This window comes from Streptomyces roseochromogenus subsp. oscitans DS 12.976 (assembly GCF_000497445.1).
Taxonomy (GTDB): Bacteria; Actinomycetota; Actinomycetes; order Streptomycetales; family Streptomycetaceae; genus Streptomyces; species Streptomyces oscitans.
In genome coordinates, this window is the sequence record NZ_CM002285.1 from 4,425,367 (window position 1) to 4,444,088 (window position 18,722).

16 protein-coding genes and 2 pseudogenes are annotated in these 18,722 nt (G+C 69.6%); 3 read left to right on the forward strand and 15 right to left on the reverse strand.

The window, feature by feature from the left end:
* Window positions 1–98: 98 nt before the first annotated feature.
* Together M878_RS68790 and M878_RS68795 are read left to right on the forward strand one after the other, a co-directional pair.
* A complete protein-coding gene (locus tag M878_RS68790; protein ID WP_051430093.1) occupies window positions 99–491 on the forward strand; it encodes a hypothetical protein in 393 nt (130 codons plus the stop codon).
* Window positions 479–1,186, forward strand: coding sequence for a cupredoxin domain-containing protein (locus tag M878_RS68795; protein WP_023548008.1), 708 nt, complete (start codon window positions 479–481; stop codon window positions 1,184–1,186). Before M878_RS68790 ends, M878_RS68795 begins: the two co-directional genes overlap by 13 nt.
* A gap of 102 nt (window positions 1,187–1,288) precedes the next feature.
* On the opposite strand, the pseudogene M878_RS68800 reads toward M878_RS68795, so the two are convergent.
* From M878_RS68800 to M878_RS68850, 11 genes and pseudogenes are all read right to left on the reverse strand, one after another.
* Window positions 1,289–1,483: pseudogene (locus tag M878_RS68800) on the reverse strand (GNAT family N-acetyltransferase); the annotation flags it as partial.
* Entirely contained in the window at window positions 1,477–2,046 is a 570-nt protein-coding gene (locus M878_RS68805) for a hypothetical protein (RefSeq protein ID WP_158692711.1), read from the reverse strand. The pseudogene M878_RS68800 and the gene M878_RS68805, both read right to left, overlap by 7 nt.
* A gap of 226 nt (window positions 2,047–2,272) precedes the next feature.
* Entirely contained in the window at window positions 2,273–3,394 is a 1,122-nt protein-coding gene (locus M878_RS68810; RefSeq protein ID WP_023548015.1) for a sensor histidine kinase, read from the reverse strand.
* The gene (locus M878_RS68815; RefSeq protein WP_031225275.1) at window positions 3,391–4,071 is read right to left on the reverse strand and encodes a response regulator; all 681 of its coding nucleotides are present in this window, start codon (window positions 4,069–4,071) and stop codon (window positions 3,391–3,393) included. Before M878_RS68815 ends, M878_RS68810 begins: the two co-directional genes overlap by 4 nt.
* Window positions 4,072–4,468: 397 nt before the next feature.
* Window positions 4,469–4,675: pseudogene (locus tag M878_RS99985) on the reverse strand (hypothetical protein); the annotation flags it as partial.
* 28 nt (window positions 4,676–4,703) lie between these two features.
* The gene (locus M878_RS68825) at window positions 4,704–4,925 is read right to left on the reverse strand and encodes a hypothetical protein (RefSeq protein WP_023548019.1); all 222 of its coding nucleotides are present in this window, start codon (window positions 4,923–4,925) and stop codon (window positions 4,704–4,706) included.
* Window positions 4,926–5,146: 221 nt separating this feature from the next.
* A complete protein-coding gene (locus M878_RS68830; protein WP_023548020.1) occupies window positions 5,147–6,442 on the reverse strand; it encodes a cation:proton antiporter in 1,296 nt (431 codons plus the stop codon).
* Between the two features lie 153 nt (window positions 6,443–6,595).
* Window positions 6,596–7,678, reverse strand: a complete 1,083-nt coding sequence (locus tag M878_RS68835) for an NlpC/P60 family protein (protein ID WP_245238137.1) — start codon at window positions 7,676–7,678, stop codon at window positions 6,596–6,598.
* Window positions 7,679–7,737: 59 nt separating this feature from the next.
* The gene (locus tag M878_RS68840) at window positions 7,738–8,220 is read right to left on the reverse strand and encodes a poly-gamma-glutamate biosynthesis protein PgsC/CapC (protein WP_023548024.1); all 483 of its coding nucleotides are present in this window, start codon (window positions 8,218–8,220) and stop codon (window positions 7,738–7,740) included.
* Window positions 8,217–9,485: a poly-gamma-glutamate synthase PgsB gene (gene pgsB, locus M878_RS68845; protein WP_023548025.1), complete on the reverse strand. Its 1,269-nt coding sequence runs from the start codon at window positions 9,483–9,485 to the stop codon at window positions 8,217–8,219. Before pgsB ends, M878_RS68840 begins: the two co-directional genes overlap by 4 nt.
* A 6-nt stretch (window positions 9,486–9,491) precedes the next feature.
* The gene (locus tag M878_RS68850; RefSeq protein WP_245238139.1) at window positions 9,492–11,750 is read right to left on the reverse strand and encodes a HAMP domain-containing protein; all 2,259 of its coding nucleotides are present in this window, start codon (window positions 11,748–11,750) and stop codon (window positions 9,492–9,494) included.
* A gap of 699 nt (window positions 11,751–12,449) precedes the next feature.
* Here M878_RS68850 and M878_RS68855 point away from each other — a divergent pair.
* Window positions 12,450–13,922 carry an RICIN domain-containing protein gene (locus M878_RS68855; RefSeq protein ID WP_031225278.1) on the forward strand — a complete coding sequence of 491 codons (1,473 nt, stop codon included), beginning with the start codon at window positions 12,450–12,452 and terminating at the stop codon, window positions 13,920–13,922.
* Window positions 13,923–13,941: 19 nt separating this feature from the next.
* Here the strand turns inward: M878_RS68855 and M878_RS68860 are convergent, their stop codons facing one another.
* The 4 genes from M878_RS68860 to M878_RS48240 all read right to left on the reverse strand — a co-directional run.
* Window positions 13,942–16,380 carry a non-reducing end alpha-L-arabinofuranosidase family hydrolase gene (locus M878_RS68860; protein ID WP_051430094.1) on the reverse strand — a complete coding sequence of 813 codons (2,439 nt, stop codon included), beginning with the start codon at window positions 16,378–16,380 and terminating at the stop codon, window positions 13,942–13,944.
* A 136-nt stretch (window positions 16,381–16,516) separates the two neighbouring features.
* Entirely contained in the window at window positions 16,517–17,302 is a 786-nt protein-coding gene (locus tag M878_RS68865) for a hypothetical protein (RefSeq protein WP_023548032.1), read from the reverse strand.
* Window positions 17,299–17,829, reverse strand: coding sequence for a SigE family RNA polymerase sigma factor (locus tag M878_RS68870; protein ID WP_023548034.1), 531 nt, complete (start codon window positions 17,827–17,829; stop codon window positions 17,299–17,301). The genes M878_RS68865 and M878_RS68870 overlap by 4 nt, the downstream gene beginning before the upstream one ends.
* A gap of 146 nt (window positions 17,830–17,975) precedes the next feature.
* Window positions 17,976–18,722 (reverse strand): expansin EXLX1 family cellulose-binding protein (locus tag M878_RS48240; RefSeq protein WP_280923666.1); only part of this gene is annotated, 747 nt, incomplete at its 5' end.

The following is an 18,722-nucleotide window of genomic DNA, read 5'->3' on the forward strand; positions in this document are numbered from 1 at the left end:
CACCCGCGGCCGCAGGCCCGGACCGCCTGCCACGTCCTGGCACGTACGCAGCCACCGCGAACAGATGCGTCGCCGAACTCACCTACCGCATAGGTCCGTTGACCACCTTGCGCCGACGCGCCGGCATCGAGCGGGCTGCGCTGACCGTCGCCCCGGACCCCGAGGACTGTGTCCTGCGCCTCGTGCTCGGCGGCGACGCGCTCGGTGGCGAACTGCTCACCTTCACCGGTACCGCGCTCGAGCCGGTCGCCGGAGGAACGCGGCTGCGCCTGCCCGGCCACCTCGGCACGGGCGACGCCTCGATGGAGCCCCTTCCCGCCACGCTGCTGCTGCGCGTCGTCGAACACGCCGACGACCGTCTGCTCGTCGTCGGCACGACACGCGTCCCGTACGGCCCGCTGCGCCGCACGACCGGATTCGCCCTGTCGCGGACCCGCCCCGCACGCCACCTCTGCCTGCTCCTCGCCGCGGAGTTCACATGCGCCCCCTGACCGCCCGGCTTCGGCCCGCCCCCGCCGTACGCCTCCTGCTCGCCACGCTGCTCCTGACGGGCAGCGGCACCGTCCTGGCCACCAGCCCCGCGCAGGCCGCCTCCTCGTACCGCGTCGTGATGTCCGGCTACGCCTTCGGCCCGCGCGCCCTCACCATCACGGCCGGCTCCAACGTCACCTGGGTCAACCAGGACCAGGCTCCTCACGACGTGGAAACCACCTCCGGGCCGGAGTCGGTGCACTCCCCGCTGCTGAACAAGGGCGGCACCTGGAGCCACACCTTCACCACCCCCGGCACCTACGGCTACGTCTGCACCGTGCACCCCGGCATGACCGCCCAACTCATCGTGAAACCCGCCACCGCACCCACCCCCACCAGCCCCCCTGCCACCCACGAGCACTCCGGATCCACCCCCACCGCCACACGGTCCGCCCCTGCACCGACTCCGACCGCACACACCAGCCACAGCCACTCCGCCGCCGCACCCCCAGCAGGCACCCCCTCCACCTCCCCGACAGCGGCCGCCGCCGTGGCCCCGCCCATCCCACAGGCAGCCTCCGCGACCCGCCCCCTCGACCCCCTGCTCCTCCTCGCCGGGGTCGTCGCCGGGGTCGCCGTACTCTGCCTGCTCCTGGTCGGCTCCCGCTCGGCCAGCGCAGACACCCGCGGCGGCGGCACTGCCGCTTCGGGCTGACTTCACACCCTGCGCAGGAGGACGAGGGGGACGGCGAAAGGAGGTGTCACCGCACACGCAGCCCGGGCCGGACCACTGTCAGTCGGCGCCCGGCCCAGGCGAGCGGGCAGCGTCGCGGGCCCGGCTCTCCGGATCGTGCACGATGGCCGTCACGGCATCGAGGTCGGTGCGCTGCCCGTCCAGCAGGTCCGCCTCCGTGGTCCAGCCCCTGCGGCTCGTGTCACCGCGGTACGCCGACTCGACGAGCGCGACCAGCGCGGGTATGTCGTCGGCGGTGGCGATGCGGCAGGTCAGCATCCGCTGTCACGCCCCGTCTTCTCGGCCGCGAGCAGCCGCTGGCGCGCGCCAGCGAGACGCTCCAGTGTGGCGACACAGGAGCCACGTTGGCGCAGCAGGGAGGCGCCCTCTCCGGTGAAACGCCGGCACATGCCCGTGTGCGCGGCGTACACCTCGGCCAGGGTCTCCCGCAGTGATGCGTGGGCTTCCCGGACAGGCGGCGCGGTGTGCAGGGCGGCCAGCGAGCCCCACGTTCGCAGCGCGTCGACGAGGACCCGATGGTCCGCCGACCACAGGCCGGAGAAGCCCGTCATGCCGTCCTCCCCCTGCGACATCATGGAGGGACGTATCGACTCCTCGTAGTCCTGGGGGCTGAACGCGGCCGTCAGACGCAGGGCCGCGACACACGCCGTCAGGAATGCGTCCGCGGTCCGGACGCCGAGAACCGTCTCTGCGGTGTCGTCGGGGTGCGCGGCGGCGGCGTGCCGCAGGCCCACGACCGCCCCTTGGATGAGCACGAAGAACAGACGGTGTCCGAGAATCCAGGACTCCTCGGTCGACCACGACGCGGGGGGCCTGGGCACGGTCGTACCGGTCGGCGCGGGTGCTCGGCCGACCGCTTGGAAGGCGCGGGCGAGGCGAGGCTCTTCGGCGGTCCCTGGGATGGTGGAGCACGTGGTTGTCAGCGCCCGGATGAGCAGATGGGCGGGGTCGCCGCTGGAGCGTTGGACGCCGAAGTACGCGTCGAATGCCGCTTCCTGTTCTTCCGGCAGCCCTACGAGGCATCCGTGAGCAGCGGGCGGGTTGTGCTCAGGCGGGCCGGGTGGGGGCTCGTAGTTCGACCTTGTAGCCGCCCTGTGGGGTGGGTTCGGCGGTGAAGGTGGCGTCGAGCAGTTCGGCGCGTTCTTTCAGGCCGATCAGGCCGTGCCGGGCGCTGGGCAGGGCGACGGACGGGCGGGTGGGGGCGGTGTTGGTGACGGTGACGCCGAAGTGCTGCGTGTCGTGCCACAGACGGACCTCGGCGCGGGCGCCGGGGGCGTGCTTGCGTACGTTGGTGAGGGCTTCCTGGACCGTGCGGTAGACGGTGCGTTGGGCGGTTGTGCTGATGTCGGGCGGGAGCCCGCCGTTCAGGGTGGTCTGGATGCCGCTGTTGGCGATCAGCTGCTGGAGGTCGGCGAGGGTGGGCTGGGGGCTGAGTTCGGTTTCCTTGCCACCGGAGGCACGCAGCAGGGTGACCATGTGGCGGAGTTCGTCGAGGGTGTTCACGCTCAGGGTGCGGATGGTGCGGGCGGCGTCGCGGGCGTCGGGTTCCTTGGCGGCGACCTGCAGGGCTCCGGCCTGTACGGCGATGAGACTGACCTGGTGGGATACGACGTCGTGCATCTCGCGGGCCAGTTGGGCGCGTTCGCGGGCGAGGACGGTCTGGGCGTACAGGGCGCGTTCGTGTTCGCGGGCCTCTTCTACCTCGACGAGCTGGCGGGCCACGTCCTGTCTGGCCTGGACGAGCTGGCCGAACAGGACCGGGGCGAAGGCCGTGGCGAGCGTGTAGACGAACTCGATGAGCGTCCAGGTCCGGTCGCGGGAGAGCGTGTCGGACAGAGGCCAGGCGAGGGTGGCCGCCGCCGCGTTCAGCAGGGCGCAGCAGGCCAGCAGCGGGCGGTTGCGGGTGCGCGTGGCCAGTGTGTACAGGGCGGCGATCGGCGCGACTGCCACGTCCATGAACAGGGTCATGGGCAGTGTCAGCAGGAAGACGGCCAGTGGAAAGCGCCTGCGCAGGATCAGTCCGGCGCAGCCGAGGGCGGCGCAGGCCCACATGAACGCTGTCGCCTCGCCGTAGAGGTTGATCCGGGCGTCGAGCGCGGCGAGCACGACGAGGCCCGCGTCGACGGCCCAGGGCGGCACTCGCTGCCACAGTGCCTGGCCCGTGCTCATCGCCCGTTGTCCTGTGCCGTGGTGTTGCCGCTGTTGCTGAGCAGTCCGGCCCGCTCCGCGAGGAGCGCCGCCTGGACGCGGCTGGAGACTCTCAGCTTGGTCAGGATCGAGCTGACGTGGTCCTTGACGGTGCCCGCGCTCAGATGGATGCGGGTGCCGATGTCGGCGTTGGACAGCCCTTGGGCGATCAGGACGAGGACGTCACGTTCGCGGTCGCTGAGCAGGCCCACGCGCGCCACGTCCGCGTCCTGGGTCGCGCCCGCCCCCGGATGGCTGCGCAGCAGAGCCCGCGAGGCTTTCGGGGACATCACCACCCCGCCCGCGGCCAGGGTGCGTACGAGCTGGGCGAGTTGTTCGGGCTCTGTGTCCTTGAGCAGGAAGCCCGCGGCTCCCGAGCGCAGCGCGGTCAGGATGTACTCGTCGGTGTCGAAGGTGGTCAGCATGGCCACCGCCGGCGGCTCGGGCAGCGTCTGGATCTCCCCCAGGACGGTCAGGCCGTCCACCTCCGGCATGCGGATGTCGAGGAGCACGACGTCCGGGTGCTCGCGCCGGATCACGTCGGCGGCCTGCGCTCCTTCCGCGGTCGCCACGACCTGGATGCCGTCGGAGGCGTTCAGGATCAGTTCGAAACCGGACCGCACCAGCGCCTCGTCGTCCACCACCACTACCCGGATCACCGGCGTTCCGCCTCACACTCGTCATGACCTGTCCAGCTTCTCGGCGACCCGTACGCCCCGCATAGGCGTGCCCACGTACTCGTACGGTGATCGCTTGCTGTCGACCGTACGTCCTCCGAGGCACCCGGTGGCGCGGCCACTGTGGACACCCGCCACCCGGCAGGGTGGCTCCAGCCGTTCGGGGGGAGCGCTCCGGCCCGTTGGCGAGCAGGTGGGCGAGGCTCGGCGGTGCGCGCCGCATCGAGTACGTGGCCTTCGCCGTGAACGTGGTGCCGCTGTTCGTCTGGGGCCTGCTCGCAGCCCGCGCTGCCGGTCGCACGTGGGGCTCCGCCTTGAAGATCGGCATGGTGGACGCACTGCTCGGGCTTGCGGTCGTGCTGGCCAACGCCTTCATCAAGGCACCGAACGCCTCAGCCGCGGTGCTCAGCAGCACCAGCACGGTCAACATCAGCAGGACGGTGCCGCTCGTGCCGCCCGACGAGAGCCGGTCGACCAGCGTCTTCGTGGCCAGCGGCTGCAACAGCCCCCCGGCGGCCCCGGTCAGCGCGCACCGGTCCGCACGAGGGGCCTGGGAGCCCAGCCCCTTCTTCGACCGTCCGGCAATCGTCGGGTACACCCCCCGAGCCGGACCCTCAGTGGACCAGTGAGGCCGCCCGCGTGGCGAGGATGTGCACCCCTGCTTCGTAGAACTCAGGACGGACGACGAACAGGATGCCGGCGCCCGCCACCAGCGTCAGGCCGAGAAGTTCCAGCAGCCCGCCCCTGCCAGGTGTGGCGTCACGGCCCGGCACGTCGATGTCGGCCGATGCCCCAAGGGCGGTCTCGTGCTCCTTGTCGCGAACATGCTGTGTCATGCCTCCAGCCTGGACGCCCGGCCGCTCTCCGCACATCCGGCGACTGTCGGGTCCGTCCCCGCCGAGTGGCTGGAGAAGACCGGCCTGGGGTGGTAGCCGTCGGGGCCGCGAGGCGGACCCGCCGCAAGCACGGCAGCACCGCGAGACATCGCAGCACTGCGAGACATCGCAGCACCGCATGACACGACATCACCGCGGGACACGCAGGACCGCCAGGCACATCAGTTCCGCGTGGCGACGACCTGTGAGTCCGGCTCGTCAGTCCTCAGGGAGCCCGGGCCGCCCGCAGCCGACGAGGGCGGGCCGGTCAGGGACCGGGCGATGACCACCGAGCCGCCGCCGTGGAGCAGGACGCTGCCGAGCACCGTCAGGGTCATGGCGTACAGGGCGGTGTCGGCGTACGGCCCGTCCGGCAGAGCGTTGAACGCGAGCAGTCCGAACACGATGGAGGTGGTGCCGCGTGGTCCGAGCGCGCCGACCATGAGCCGTTCTCGCCAGGTGAACGTCGAGCCGAGGAAGGCAAGCATGATCGGAAGGATGCGCACGACGGTGAGCGCGGCGACGCAGAGCACGACGGTGGGCCAGTGGATGCCCTCGCCCACGGCGAGCACCACGGCGTTGCCGAAGAAGAACCACATGCACATCGTCATCATCGAGTTGGTGTCCTCGATGAGCTGGAAGTCCGAGGTGTGGGGAGCCGAAGCGCCCCGTCGGCGGACCGGCGCCTGCCGGACGTAGCGGAAGGCGATCCCGCACACGAACGAGGCCACGAAGCCGTTGCCGTTCATCGCCACGGTCACGGTGTAGGCAAGCAGCGGTGTGACCAGCACGACGATCCGCCGGGACTGCTCCGTCATCCACTCCGCACGGTCGGCCAGATTGATCAGCCATGCCACCAGCGCCCCCACCACGAAGCCGACCACAAGGGCCTTCAGCGCGAACGGCACGGCCGTGCCGAGGGCTTGCGCAGGCGTGTGGGTGACGGAGTTGGTGCCGACGAGGATCAGTGCGAACAGGAAGAGGGGCGACACGATGCCGTCGTTGTAGCCGCTCTCCACGTTGAGCACGCTGCGCACCCTCGCCGGGATACGCCGGTCGCGGACCAGTGTCTCGGCCGGTGCGAAGTCGGTCGGGACGACGATGCACGCGATGAGCAGCAGCAGTGCCACCGGCAGCCCGGGCAGCAGCAGCGTTCCCAGCAGCACCATCGTGATCAGGCTCAGCGGCAGGGCCACCAGCAGTGCCCGCGCGGCGGAGCCGGGGTCGTTGCCGAACAGTCGCCCGCCGGGCAGCTCGGTGGCGTCGACGAACAGCAGGACGGCCAGGATGACCTCGGCCACATGCTGAGCGACCTCGGAGTTCAACGTGGCGGCGATATGGCTGTGGGTGAACACCCCCGTGACGGCCCCCGCGAGCACCAGCACCAGAGGAGCCCGCACATGCCGTCGTGCCAGCCGCCCAGCGACAAGCGACCAGCCGGCCACCACCGTGGTGATCACAATCAGGACAGAGATCATGTGAATCCGCTTCAGAACTCGGAACAGACAAGCGGCCACTCCATCGGGACCTCCACGACTCATCCCAGCGCACCGTTCACCGAAAGCCACTCCGCCGATCAGCGGGATCCACCCCGCCGACAGGCTGGAAACGTCGACCCGGTCGGAGCCCGGTCACAGGCGGCGGGCCGCGCGCAGCCCTTGTGCGTAGTAGCCGTCACCGTCGAGCCGTGAGGTACCGCCCTTGTCACCCATGCTGGGGCCGTCCGCGCTCTTCCGGCTGGAGATGAAACGCGGGTGGTCGGCGGTGTCCAGGCCGAGGTAGATACCGATGTGGCCGATCCGTCCACCGGGCAGCTCCCGTGTTCCGAAGAAGACCAGGTCGCCGGGCTGGAGCTGCTGGATGACGGCGGGGCGGCGGTCGGTGAGAGGGATCACGGGTACGCCGAGCCGCCCGTGGGCGATCGCGTCGGGGGTCCTCTGCAGCCCGCTGCCCGCCGGGCTGTCCCTGCTGTTCAGCGGGAACCCCGAGCGGTATCCGTACACGAGCCGGACATAGCCGGAGCTGTCCACGGAGCGCTCGCGGTCCTTCTCGGGGCGGCGGGTGACCGCGTCGGGGAAGGTCCAGGGGATGCCCAGGTAGTCGTAGAAGTCCGAACCCGTGCGCGGCTTCCCTTGCCGAGCACGCCCGGAGTCGCTGGTGGTGTTGGGCGTGTAGCGGGCGGCACCGCTGTAGGTGACTCCCGCTGCCGTCGTCCGGGCCGGGGCACCGGCGATGTAGTCGAAGGCCGTGGCGAGGATGTCGGGGTCGCGGCTGCCGAGCCGGGACCTGAGCCAGGTCTTGAACCAGTCGCTCTGCTCCGCGCCACGGGCCCATGCCTTGGGCAGCAGCCGCACCCAGCTCTTGGTGACGACCTGGGCATCCGTCGTACGCGGCTCCGCGAAGGTCCTGCTGGGCCCTGTCAGTACGGCCGTACGGGCGCCGTCGGTGAATGTGGCGATGACGGTGCCGTGCCGGTCTCGGGCGACCGTGCGGGCGGGGTTGCCGATCCGCTCGAAGTGCAGCGGGCCGCCACTGGCCGGTATTCCGGCACCCGGTGATGCCGGTGATGCCGGTGATGCCTCCGGATGGTCGGTGCGGTCCCTGAACTGCACGGTCAGCACGCAGCTCGCCGCGAGCAGGACGCCTGTCACCAGGAACAGGGCCGCGTTCCTGGTCAGGGAGAACCTACGGATTCGGGGCAGGAGGCGTTTCACTGGTCAACTCCGATGGGCGGGAAGGTAGAGAGGGCGCCGTATGTCGGGGAGAGGGCGGCTCATGTCGTGGGCAGGGCGCCCAGCAGCAACCCGGACACCACAATCACGTAGGTGGCGAACGTGACCGTGCTGGTGGAGAGGACCGTCGCGGTCTTGGGCTGCCTCTCGAGCTGGTAGGCGATGAGACCGGGGACGATGAACCCGAGGGCCTGATGGGCGAACAGCAGGGGGAACTGCTGCTGGAGCAACAGGGAGAGCCCGGCCTGGAGCAGGACACCGGTGAGCACGACGGCGGCGAACAGCCGTTTGCCGTAGAGGATGACGAAGCGCTGCAGCACCTTGGTCAGCAGGTAGGTCAGTCCTGCCACGCCCGCGACCATGGCGGCGCGCCGCAGATCGTCGACGAGGGTGAGGGCGAGCCAGCCGGGGGTGATCATGCCGCCCGGCGACAGGTTCGTGGTCAGGTAGCACAGGAGGGAGAACACCAGACCGAGTGCGATGCCGATGGCGGCGATCTGGGGTGTGACTACTGCGGGGATCAACGGAACTCTCCGTGGGAGGAGTTGTGGTGGGCGTCGGGCGATGTGCGGCCGTCTGTCGGATCGCCGGGGTCGGTGGCGTCGGGATGTTCGGGCGCGAGTGCCGCGAGTCGCTCCAGGAAGAGTTCGCCCTGGCCGTGGATGTTGCCGATGGCGACGAGCGAGGAGTCCGGCCCCAGGTGGGCCAGCAGATCCGTGGTGAGCCGGTCGGGGTCGCGGCGGTCGCCGCCGAGATCGACGACGTTCCCGGTCCAGTGGGCGGGTATGGCGTCGGCGGCCGACTTGGTGGGATGGCCGATGAGGAACACCGTCTCCGGGTCGAGCTGGGGGATGAGCGCGCCCATCTGCCCGTTACGCTCCACACGGTCGGGGCGGCAGTTGATGACAACGTGCAACGGACGCTGGATCGCGCCCAGTTCGAGCAGCTGCTTGATGTTCATCACCGTTGACTCGGGGTCGTTGGCGGCGAAGACGTTCGCGAAGCGCAGCCGCTTTCCGTCAGGGGTGCGGTACCGCTCGACGGACAGCACACCCGGGTCCGGTGGCGCCTCGTACATTCCCTTCAGCGCGGTCGCGCGGTCGACGCCGAGCAGTTCGGCGACCGCGAGTGCGATGGCGACGTTCTCCTTGAAGGTGAACCAGCTGAAGCCGCGCAGCTCCTCGTCGGTGACGGTCTCCGGGTCGGCGTAGATCAGCTTGCAGTTACGGGCGTCGGCCTCCTCCTGGAGGATGTGGAAGCGTTCCTTCTCCGCGGTGACACAGACGCCGCCCTCCGGCAGGGACCGGCACAGGGAGCGGGCCACATCGTCCAGCGTCGGGCCCATCTCGGCGAGATGGTCCTCACGGACGTTGCAGAGCACGCCGATGGTGGAGCGGATCAGCTTGGACTGGTTGATCTCCTGGAGTGCGGGCATGACGGCCATGCACTCCATGACCAGGACATCGGGTCGGTAGGCGGCGGCCCGCCGGACGATGCCGATCTGCTCCACGACGTTGGCGATGCCGAACTTGCGGTAGACCGGCTCTTCGGTGGCATCGGGGTGGATGAACCGGGCTGCGGTGCCGGTGGTCTTGGCGACGGTCACCAGGCCGCTGCCGCGCAGCGCGCCCGCGCACAGCCGGGTGATGGAGGACTTGCCGCGAATGCCGTTGACCAGCACTCGGGTGGGTATGGCGGCGAGGTTCGCGTCGTGGCGGCGCTGTTCGACGATGCCTGCGACGAGCAGGCCGGCGCAGCACGTCGCGAGGACGCAGTACAGGAAGAGCACGGCGGGTCAGCTCCTGGGACCGGGGCCGGACGGGGAAGTGGAGGGGGTGGGCGCCCCGTCCGGGGAACCGGGCGCGGGCGGTGCATCGGTGCGGGAGAGTCGCTGTCTGATCAGTTCGAGGCTGCGGGCGACGGATCCCACCTCGTCGTGGTAGCGCGGGTAGAGCACCGTTCTGCGGTCCCCGGCTGCCAACGCTTTGGCTCCCTGGGCGATTTCACGCAGCGGACGGATGACGACGAGGTACAGCCAGCCGAGGCAGAGGGCGCCCGTGGTCGTCCCCAGCAGACCGACGAGCATGATCCGCCGCTGTGCCTCGTACTCGGGCAGGCCGATCCAGAACACCGGCCTGATCGAGGCGACCTTCCAGCCGAGTGCGCTCGCGACGCCCAGTTTGTCGTTGAACGGCGCCACTGCGGCGACCGCCGGATTCCTCCAGCCGAGCAGCAGCTCGGCGGAGCCCTTGGTCGTGCGGACGGCCTCCAGTTGGGCCCGCAGCCGGCCGTCGGAGACCCGCCCGAATGCCACGAACCCCTTGTTGGACGCGATGACCCGATGCGCGGAGTCCACCAGCCACACCGAGCCGAGACCGGGTCGGCTGAGGATGCCGACCAGGTACTGGACCTTGAACTCGCCCACGACATAGCGGCGTCCGGACCTCGCCGACGCACCCTCGACCGGCTGAGAGGCCACGGCGGCGAGCACCGGTTCCTTGCCGGAGGTGTTCGTCTGCATGACCCCGGGCCTGATGCGGACCTTCTTCGGGGTGCGGGGTTCACCGCCGGCGCGGACGAGGATCTCACCGGCGCCGTCGACGACGTACAGGGACTGATATCGACCGTGCTGCTCCAGGGATCTGTCGAGGATCTTGCGCGCCTCCTCCGGCCGGGAAGCGTCGATCACGTTGGCGAGATGGGCGAGATCCGCGTATCCGTCGTTGATCCCCCTGCGCACGCGATCCGCTGTCGTCTCGGTGCGTTGCCGCTGGTCCTCGGTGATCAGTCGCGGTACGACCGCAGCTGGGTGCGGCCAGGTGCTGCCGAGCGTCAGCAGCATCGACGCGGGCCAGGCCAGCAGAGCGAACGCGCACACCACAAGGACGGTGCGCAGTCCGAGCCGATGCCGGCCCTTGCCGGACCCGAGCAGCACACGCCCCTTGGCCGGTGGCTGCGCGACCGTCTCCTGCGACGGCCCGCCCTTGCCGCGGAGTTGAAGGCGAAGTGCCTCCAGCGCGGCGCCGACCCGGGCGGGTTCCCCGAAGCGGGGCACGTGGACGGGAGCCGCGAGGTCGCCCGAGCCGAGCCTCTGCGCTTCGCGACGCAACCGCAGCACAGGCCGCTGCACCACCACGTGGAGGACGGCGGTGACCCCGGCCGCGAGGGCCAGGAGCACGGCCGCGGCGAGGAGGGCGAGCCGAAGGTCGCCGGTCCCGGCCCCATGACGCTCGGTTCGCACCGTCGTGACGACCGTCAGTCCGAGTCCGCTGCTCGGACTCTCTTTCGCGGCAAGCCCCCGGGCCACTCCGGCGTACCCGACGGCGGTACGGGTGTTGCCGTCCGCCGCCCCGACGAGACTGCCGCTCGGACCGTCGAAGCCGCCGGCAGCGGCGGTGTCCGACGGTCCCTTGCGCTGCGCCTCGCGGGCGGCGGCGCCGGCCAGCGCCTTGGCCCGGTCAGTGCCGGATCCCGGCCCGGTCGAGGTGAGAGTGGCCCCGTCACGGTCCACGAGGTTGAGCGTGTGATTCCTGCCGACGGAGATGCCCGGCAGCTTCAGGCTCTGCGAAGCGACGAGCAACTCCTGCCTGCTGCCTTGCGACAGCGTCGCAAAGACCAGCAGCCGGGTGACGCCCGAGTCGTCCCGCACCAGCCTCGGAGGCGGGTTCGCCGGCAGTTCACGAAGGTCCACCTTCCCGAGCGGTACGGCCTCGCCCTGCGAGGCGAGCAGCCGACCGGTGGACAGGTCGACGACGGCGGTACCGCGCCACTTGCGGTAGGTCCGGTCGAGGCGGGTCAGCATTCCGTCCGCCGGTACGGACGTGGAGCCACCGAAGTCCGCGGCCGCTGCCCGCAGATCGGTGACGCTCTGGTCGACGGCGCCCTGCAGCGCCACCGCCCCGTCCTCGGCCATGTGCTGCTGGGAGCTGAGGACGGCCTCGGGAACGCCCCGTTCGGCATCGCTCCCGACGGCGAACACCGTCAGGCCCGCGACGAGCGCCAACAGAACCGGCAGGGCCGCCAGTGGCGGCCGCACACCTCCCAACACAGCCATGTCCGCCCGACGCCGAGCCGGGCCCCGCGTGGATATCGGGGATCGAGTGGTGGTCAAGAAACATCCTTTCCAGGCTCTGCCGATGCCACGTGAAGCAGCGAACAGAAGTTCTTGACCTGCCTGACGACGGAAATGCTTCGCCGGTTTATCAGGGAGGTGTGACGGCACTCACCCATCGGCGACAATGCGCCGTTTCGTGCATGGGAGCAGGAGTTAAACAACCACTCTGACCTGCTGGTTTGCAAGAAGTCGACACCGGATTCGATGGCCGAAACGCTCGATTCGCAACACCCGCGAGAATGGCGAATTCAGGCTTCACGAAATGTGAACAAATTGCGATGGGCCGCCTGCGAGCGAGACGACAATTGCCCACAAGGATTATTTTGCATTTCTGCTGCCTTGCCCATCCCGCAGTCGGCTGCTCCACCCCCGCCGATCGGCGGGGGTGTGGGCGCGGTCGCTCAGCCCTGCGCAGGCGGAAAAACTCTGTGGATCTCCGCGGCAACCTTTTCGGCCTCTCGGGCCACTCAGTGATGTCCGGTCAAGTGGTCCGGTCAGACGCAACAGCTGAAAGAGAGCACAGACATGCCCCTTGAACGACTACAGAGACATGTCCCCCGTCCACACGCCCGCGGTGGTCGCCCGAAGCATCGTGGCCGTCGGTTGCTGGCGCGTCGGGCTTTCTGGGCGGGCCTCGTCATGGTGGTCGTGGCCGGCTCCGCCGTTGTGGTCAGCCAGGCTTCGGCGCAGCAGACCCTGGATCTGAAGAAGTGGTACGTGCTGGTCAACCGCAACAGCGGCAAGGTGCTGGACGACCTCGGCTGGTCGAAGACCGCCGGCTCCGCCATCGTGCAGTGGAAAGACCTGAACGGCACCAACCAGCAGTTCAAACTGGCCAAGTCGCCGGACGGCCACGTGCGTTTGATCAATCGCTTCAGTGGCATGGCCGTCGAGGTCAACAAGGCCTCCAAGGCTGATGGGGGCGACGTCGTCCAGAACCGCGACCGGGGCGACGCCGATCAGCAATGGCAACTCGTCCCGGCCGGGAGTGTCGACACGCAGCCGTCGTCTCCCACGCCCGGTGACGCCGGCTCGACGACACGTTTCATGGGCAGCAGCACGGTGCTCATCGGCGGCTCGATGTCCGACGCCTCGGCGGCCGCCGCGCCGTTCGACATGCGCTACGCCTACGTGCACAGCCAGCCCGCGCCCTCGTCGGCTGCCTATTCGGCAGCGCGCTGCCAGGACGGGTGGTCGAACTGGTGGGGCTGCTGGAACGGCAGCACCACGGCGCCCGGCACGTACGTGACCTGGCGGGACACCGTGGCGGCCCAGGCGACGTACAAGGGCAGCCCGCGCCCGCAGAAGATGCTCTGGACCTGGTACTCGTTGCGCGACCTCGGGGATATGGCAGGCGAGGGCGACGGCCCGGGCGAGGTCAAGGCCATCAACAGGGTCGACCTGCTCACCCGGTACCTGAACGACTACCGTTTCTTCCTCCAGAAGATCGGCACGTCGCACGACGCGATCGACCTTGAGCCCGACTTCTGGGGCTACGTCCGGTCGCTCGGCGATCCGCACCAGGTTGCCGCGCAGGTCTCGGCCGCAAACCCGACCGACTGCGGATCGCAGGAGAACAGCGCCGCCGGACTCTCCCGCTGCCTGATCTCGATGGCGCACAAGTATGCGCCGAACACCGCCGCGGGGATGCACCTTTCCTGCTTCGACTGGCAGACCAACACACAGGCATGCGTCAAGGACTACGCGAACCTCGGGGCGCAGAACGCAGACTTCCTGGTCACCGATGTGTCGGACCGCGACGCGGGCTGGTACGCACAGCCGGCCCACGGCGGCAGTGACCACTTCTGGACCGACCAGAAGGCCGCCGCCGCGCTGCAGTTCTACAAGACGATGGCCGAGTCCGTGGGCAAGCCCGTGGTCCTGTGGCAGATCCCCGTGGGCGACATGGCACAGAACAACACCCTCAACCATTACAAGGACGACAAGGTGGACTGGTTCTTCGCGCACATGGACCAGGTGGCGAACGCCCATGTCGCCGGGCTGCTGTTCGGTCCAGGGCAGCAGGAACAGACAACGGTCGAGTCCGACGGCGGAAACCTGATCAGCAAGACGATCGCCTATCACAACTCGGGCGGTACAGCGCTCAAGTAGGCGAAGAAGACGGAGTGGGTCAGCGCTGCAGGGTAAGGACACCCGGCCGCCACGGCAGTCGGTCGTAGGGGCCGCTCGCCGTGGGGGACTTGCCCTGGTAGAGGAACTGCAGGTTGCAGGGGTCGATGGTCATGGTCTGGTCGGGGTTGTTGCGGACCAGGTCACCGTGGCTGATGTCGTTGGTCCAGGTGGCACCGCTGTTGGCCTTGCCCGCAAAGGGGTTGCTCTCACTGCCGGCCTGCGGGGTCCACGGACCGCTCAGGCTGGTGGCGGTGAACGAGCGGAAGTAGCGCTGCTCGTTCGCACCCCGAGCCTCGACGATCATCAGGTACTGGTTCTGGCCCTGCACCTTGTAGACCTGCGGCGCCTCGAACAGGTTCTTCGTCGAGTCGCTCATGACCGTCGTGTACGACGAGCCGAAGTTGCCTGGGAAGTTCCCGATCGGCATGCTCGCCCGGTAGATCTTGCCGTTGTCACCGGCGAAGAACAGGTAGATGTTCTGGTCGTCGGCGATCAGTGTCTGGTCGATCGGGCCGGTGGGGGATTCAGTCTTGGGGATGCTGCCGGTGAACAGCGGCTGCGGCGCGGACCAGCCGCCCGGGTTGGTGGGGTCGCTCGACGTACGGTAGACGAAGGGCGACGCGCCCCACTGGGACGCCAGCACCCAGATCTTCTTGGGCGCGAAGTAGAACAGCGTGGGCGCCACCGCGGACTGGCTCATCCCGGTCTGACCGGCCGACGCCATGTCCGACCAGTTCGTGAACGGCTTGAACATCATCGAGCCGTACGACGATCCCGACACGCTCGACGCGTAGACCAGGTGCTTGCCGTTGTACACCACGTCGGTGAAGTCCTTCACCGCGTCCCACCCGTTCGCCGGCTGCGCCAGCGCACCCGTCGAAGTCCACCGGTACGTCGACGGAAGAGCACACGTGCCGCCCGCCGACGCGGGCGTCGCAGTCCTGAAGGTCCAGTGCTGGTGGGCGCCACCGCCCGAGTCCCAGATCTGGACGGGAGTGCCGTTGGCGGTCTGACCGCTGGGGATCTCCAGCGCGCGGCCGCTGGCGACGTTGGTCAGCGTGTAGGAACCGTCACTGTTGCGGTCGGCCCGCCAGTGCTGGTTGGCGCCGCCGCCCGAGTCCCAGACCTCCATCCTCGTCCCGTTGCCCGTCTGGTTACCCGGCTCCTCCAGGACCCGGCCGCTGGCGAGGTTGGTCAGCGTGTAGGAACCGTCGCTGTTCCGGCCGGCCCGCCACTGCTGGTTGGCGGCACCGCTTGCGTCCCACACCTGGAGCGGGGTGCCATTGCCGTTGTATCCCGCGGGCTCGTCGAGAACGCGTCCGGCGGCCACGTCGGAGAGCGTGTAGACCGTGCCGGAGGTGATGCGCCCGCCCGGCGTGCCGCCGCCGCTGCTGCCGCCCAGGGCGGTGAGCACCGCGTTGTAGGCGGGCTTCTTGTTGCCGCTGCTGTCGAACAGCAGCGGGTTCTCACCGGTGCGCCACGAGTCGCTGTCCCTGATCCCCCACACCGTGATGCCCGTGCAGCGAGCGACGTTCATGCACGCCTGGACGGCGCCTGCGTACGCCGTCGGCGACGCCTGGGCGATGTCGAGCTCGGTGATCTGGACGTCCACGCCGAGCGCGGCGAACTTGGACAGAGTGGTCTGGAAGCCGGCCGGCGGGCCGCCTGCGCCGAAGTGGCTCTGGAAGCCGACGCAGTCGATCGGTACGCCGCGCGACTTGAAGTCCTTGACCATCGCGTAGACGCCCTGCGTCTTGGCGTCGGTCCAGTTCTCGATGTTGTAGTCGTTGTAGCAGAGCTTGGCCGAGGGGTCGGCGGCCCGGGCCGTGCGGAACGCCTCCTCGATGAAGCCGTTGCCCAACACGTCCTGGAAGACCGAGCTGCGGTGCTGACCGCTGCCGCCGTCGGCGAACGCCTCGTTGACCACGTCCCAGGCGTAGATCTTGCCCTTGTAGTGGGTCATCTCGGTGGTGATGTGGTTGTCCATCACACTGCGCAGGGTGTTGGCGTCGGTGATGGACTTGACCCAGCCGGGCAGTTGGGAGTGCCACACCAGGGTGTGCCCGCGCATGCGCTGGCCGTGCGCGGCGGCATGGCCCACGATCGAGTCGGCCGGGCCGAAGTTGAAGTTCCCGCGGGAGGGTTCGACAGTGTCCCACTTCATCTCGTTCTCCGGGGTGATCATGTTGAACTCCCGGTCGAGAATGGTGGAGTACGTCGAGTCGCCGAGCCTGCCCGAGGACACTGCCGTACCGAAGTAGCGGCCACTGCCGGCCGCTGCACCGGCCAGGGTCGGCGTGCGGGCATTCGGCGTGTGTGCGGCCTGGGCGACCAGGGGTACGGCAGCACCAGCGGCAGCGAGGACCACGGCGGCGGCGAGCACGCGGCGGGTAGCCGGACGGCGGCGATGAGAGCGGTTCTGATCTGACAAGGGCATGTCCTTCTGGCACAAGGGGCCTTGATCCGGCCCCGGTTACCCGCCAGTTGCCGCCACGCACACAAAGGTTGCCGCGATCGAGGGAAGAGTTTTGGTGTGCGGCAAGGGGACTCGTCCCCTTGCCGCACAGCGGCGTTCACCGGGTCGGGACGAACCCTCCCCGGACCGACGCGGAGCCGCCCGAGCCCTGCGCGTCGACGCGGTAGCCGTCGCCCGCGGCACTGCGCGCGCCGGTGCCGTTGTTGAACTGGGCGGCAAACTCATAGCTCCCGGCCGGCACGGTCAGGCCCGGCTTGAGGACCCAGCGGTAGACCAGCATGCCGCCGGCCTCCTGAGAGGTGACGGTGAAGTCAGCACTCGGCAGGGTCTGCCAGGTGCCGGTGTTCTTCACCCCGCCGGTCTGCACGATCCGCATCTCGACCGTGAGCGAGGTGAGCGGCCGGGTCGTCTTGAGGGCGAGGTTGCTCTGCGTCCAGTAGACGGTGCTGTGCGGGTCCACCGAACCGGCCGACCGCAGCGGTCCGTTCTGGCTCTCGCCGGCGGTCGGCGATGGACTGGTGGCCGGCGGAGTCGGGCGCACGCTGCCCGGGGTGGTGACCGGGGCAGGCCCGACAGGGTTGGGGCGAGCCGATGTCGGCTGCGGGGAGCTGGCGGTCGGGGACGGGGTGGCCGGCGTGGTCACGGTGGCCGACGGCGACGAGTGCGCGACGATGGCGGCGACGGCGAGGCCGCCGGTCGCCAGGATGCCGGTGGCGGCGAGCCCGGCGAGCGCGAACCTGGTCCCGGACCTCGCGAACGGCCGCGCGCGGTGACGGACGGCGGGGCCGGCCATGCCGCGTTGCACCCGGGCCAGCATCCTCGCACGGTCGGGCCGGTGGGCCTCGGCGGCCTCGCGCAGCCGACGGGCGATCTCCTCGTTCACCGGTTCCTCCTCCCTGCCACCAGGTCCCCGACCGCTCGTGCGCCCAGTATCCTTTCCAGCTCGGCCATGCCCTTCGAGGTCTGGCTCTTCACCGTACCGACCGATATGCCCAGCGCTGCCGCCGTGTCCTTCTCCGACAGGTCGAAGGCGTGCCGCAGCACCACGCAGGCGCGCTTGCGGAACGGCAGCCGGGTGAGCGCCGCGCGGACGTCCAGTACGGCCGCCATGTCCGGCCCCTCCACCTTCTCGGGGCTGCGGGACCAGAACAGCGTGATCCTCAGTCGCTCGCGCACCGCGCTGCGGATCCGTCCGCGCGCCAGGTTGGCCACCACACCGCGGGCGTAGGCGAGCGGGTGGTCGGCCTGCCGCAACCGGTCCCAGCGCTGCCACAGGGCGACCAGGGCATCCGCCGCGAGGTCGTCCGCCGCGTCGGTCTCCCCGGTCAGGAGGTGTGCCAGACGTGCGAGTTCGGCATAGTGGCGTTCGAAGAATTCATGGAACTCCGCGGACGCGTCATCGAGGACCATCCCCCGGTCGCCCTCTCCTGGCAATGATGTGCGCATTAGTTGCGCATTTAACAACAACGAGGGGCGCAGCCTAACAGTGCCCAGCCCGGGATCCGAACGGCGCTCGTGCTCGGTTGCGGGCCGGTGAAGGCCGACCGGCGGGCTGGTCAATGCCGGGCGAACTGGATGCCGGTCGGCTGCGCGACGTCCGGCTGCACGGCGATGCCGTCGACGGTCAGCCGCTCACCGTAGATGTCGGTGATCCTGAGCGCCCCGCCGCAGCCGGTGCCATCGGCGGACAGGAAGTAGTTGTAGTCGGTGCGGGGCAGCCGCCGCCAGCCGTCGGCGGTCCGCACCTCCAGCGCGGCCACCGGGTTCCGGTGGCCGATCACCTGGATCCCGCACCACCACTTGGTGGACCCGGTCTTGTACCGGACGGCGATCGTGCCCGGCAGGTCCGGGCTCAGCAGCGACCAGGTGATCGGGAGGCGGCCCACCGACAGGTCGGCGAGCTTGGCGAACGCCTGTCGGCTGAGGTCGAGTTGCCCCGGCGCGCAGGGCCACGGGCATTCGTTGACGATCCGTACCGTGATGGTGGCCCCGCTTGCCGCGCGGACCAGCACGTAGGCCCCGCACGCCTTGGCCGACTCGTAGTCGGTGACGTTCATCGCCGCGACCATCAGGTCGTCGGAAGGCCCGTACAGGCAGGAGCCGCTGCCGTCACCAGCGGCGTAGGCGGTAGCGACTCCCTGGTAGCTGACGGCCGGTCTGATCCGTCCGGCCAGAGCCGCCGCACTGGAGCTCGCGGGCGCGGTACTGGTGGCCGAGGCCGTCGGAGTGGCCGTAACCGAAGGCGACGGCGTGGCCGAGGCCGAGGCCGGGATCGTCGGACTGACCGAGGCCGTCGGCTGCAC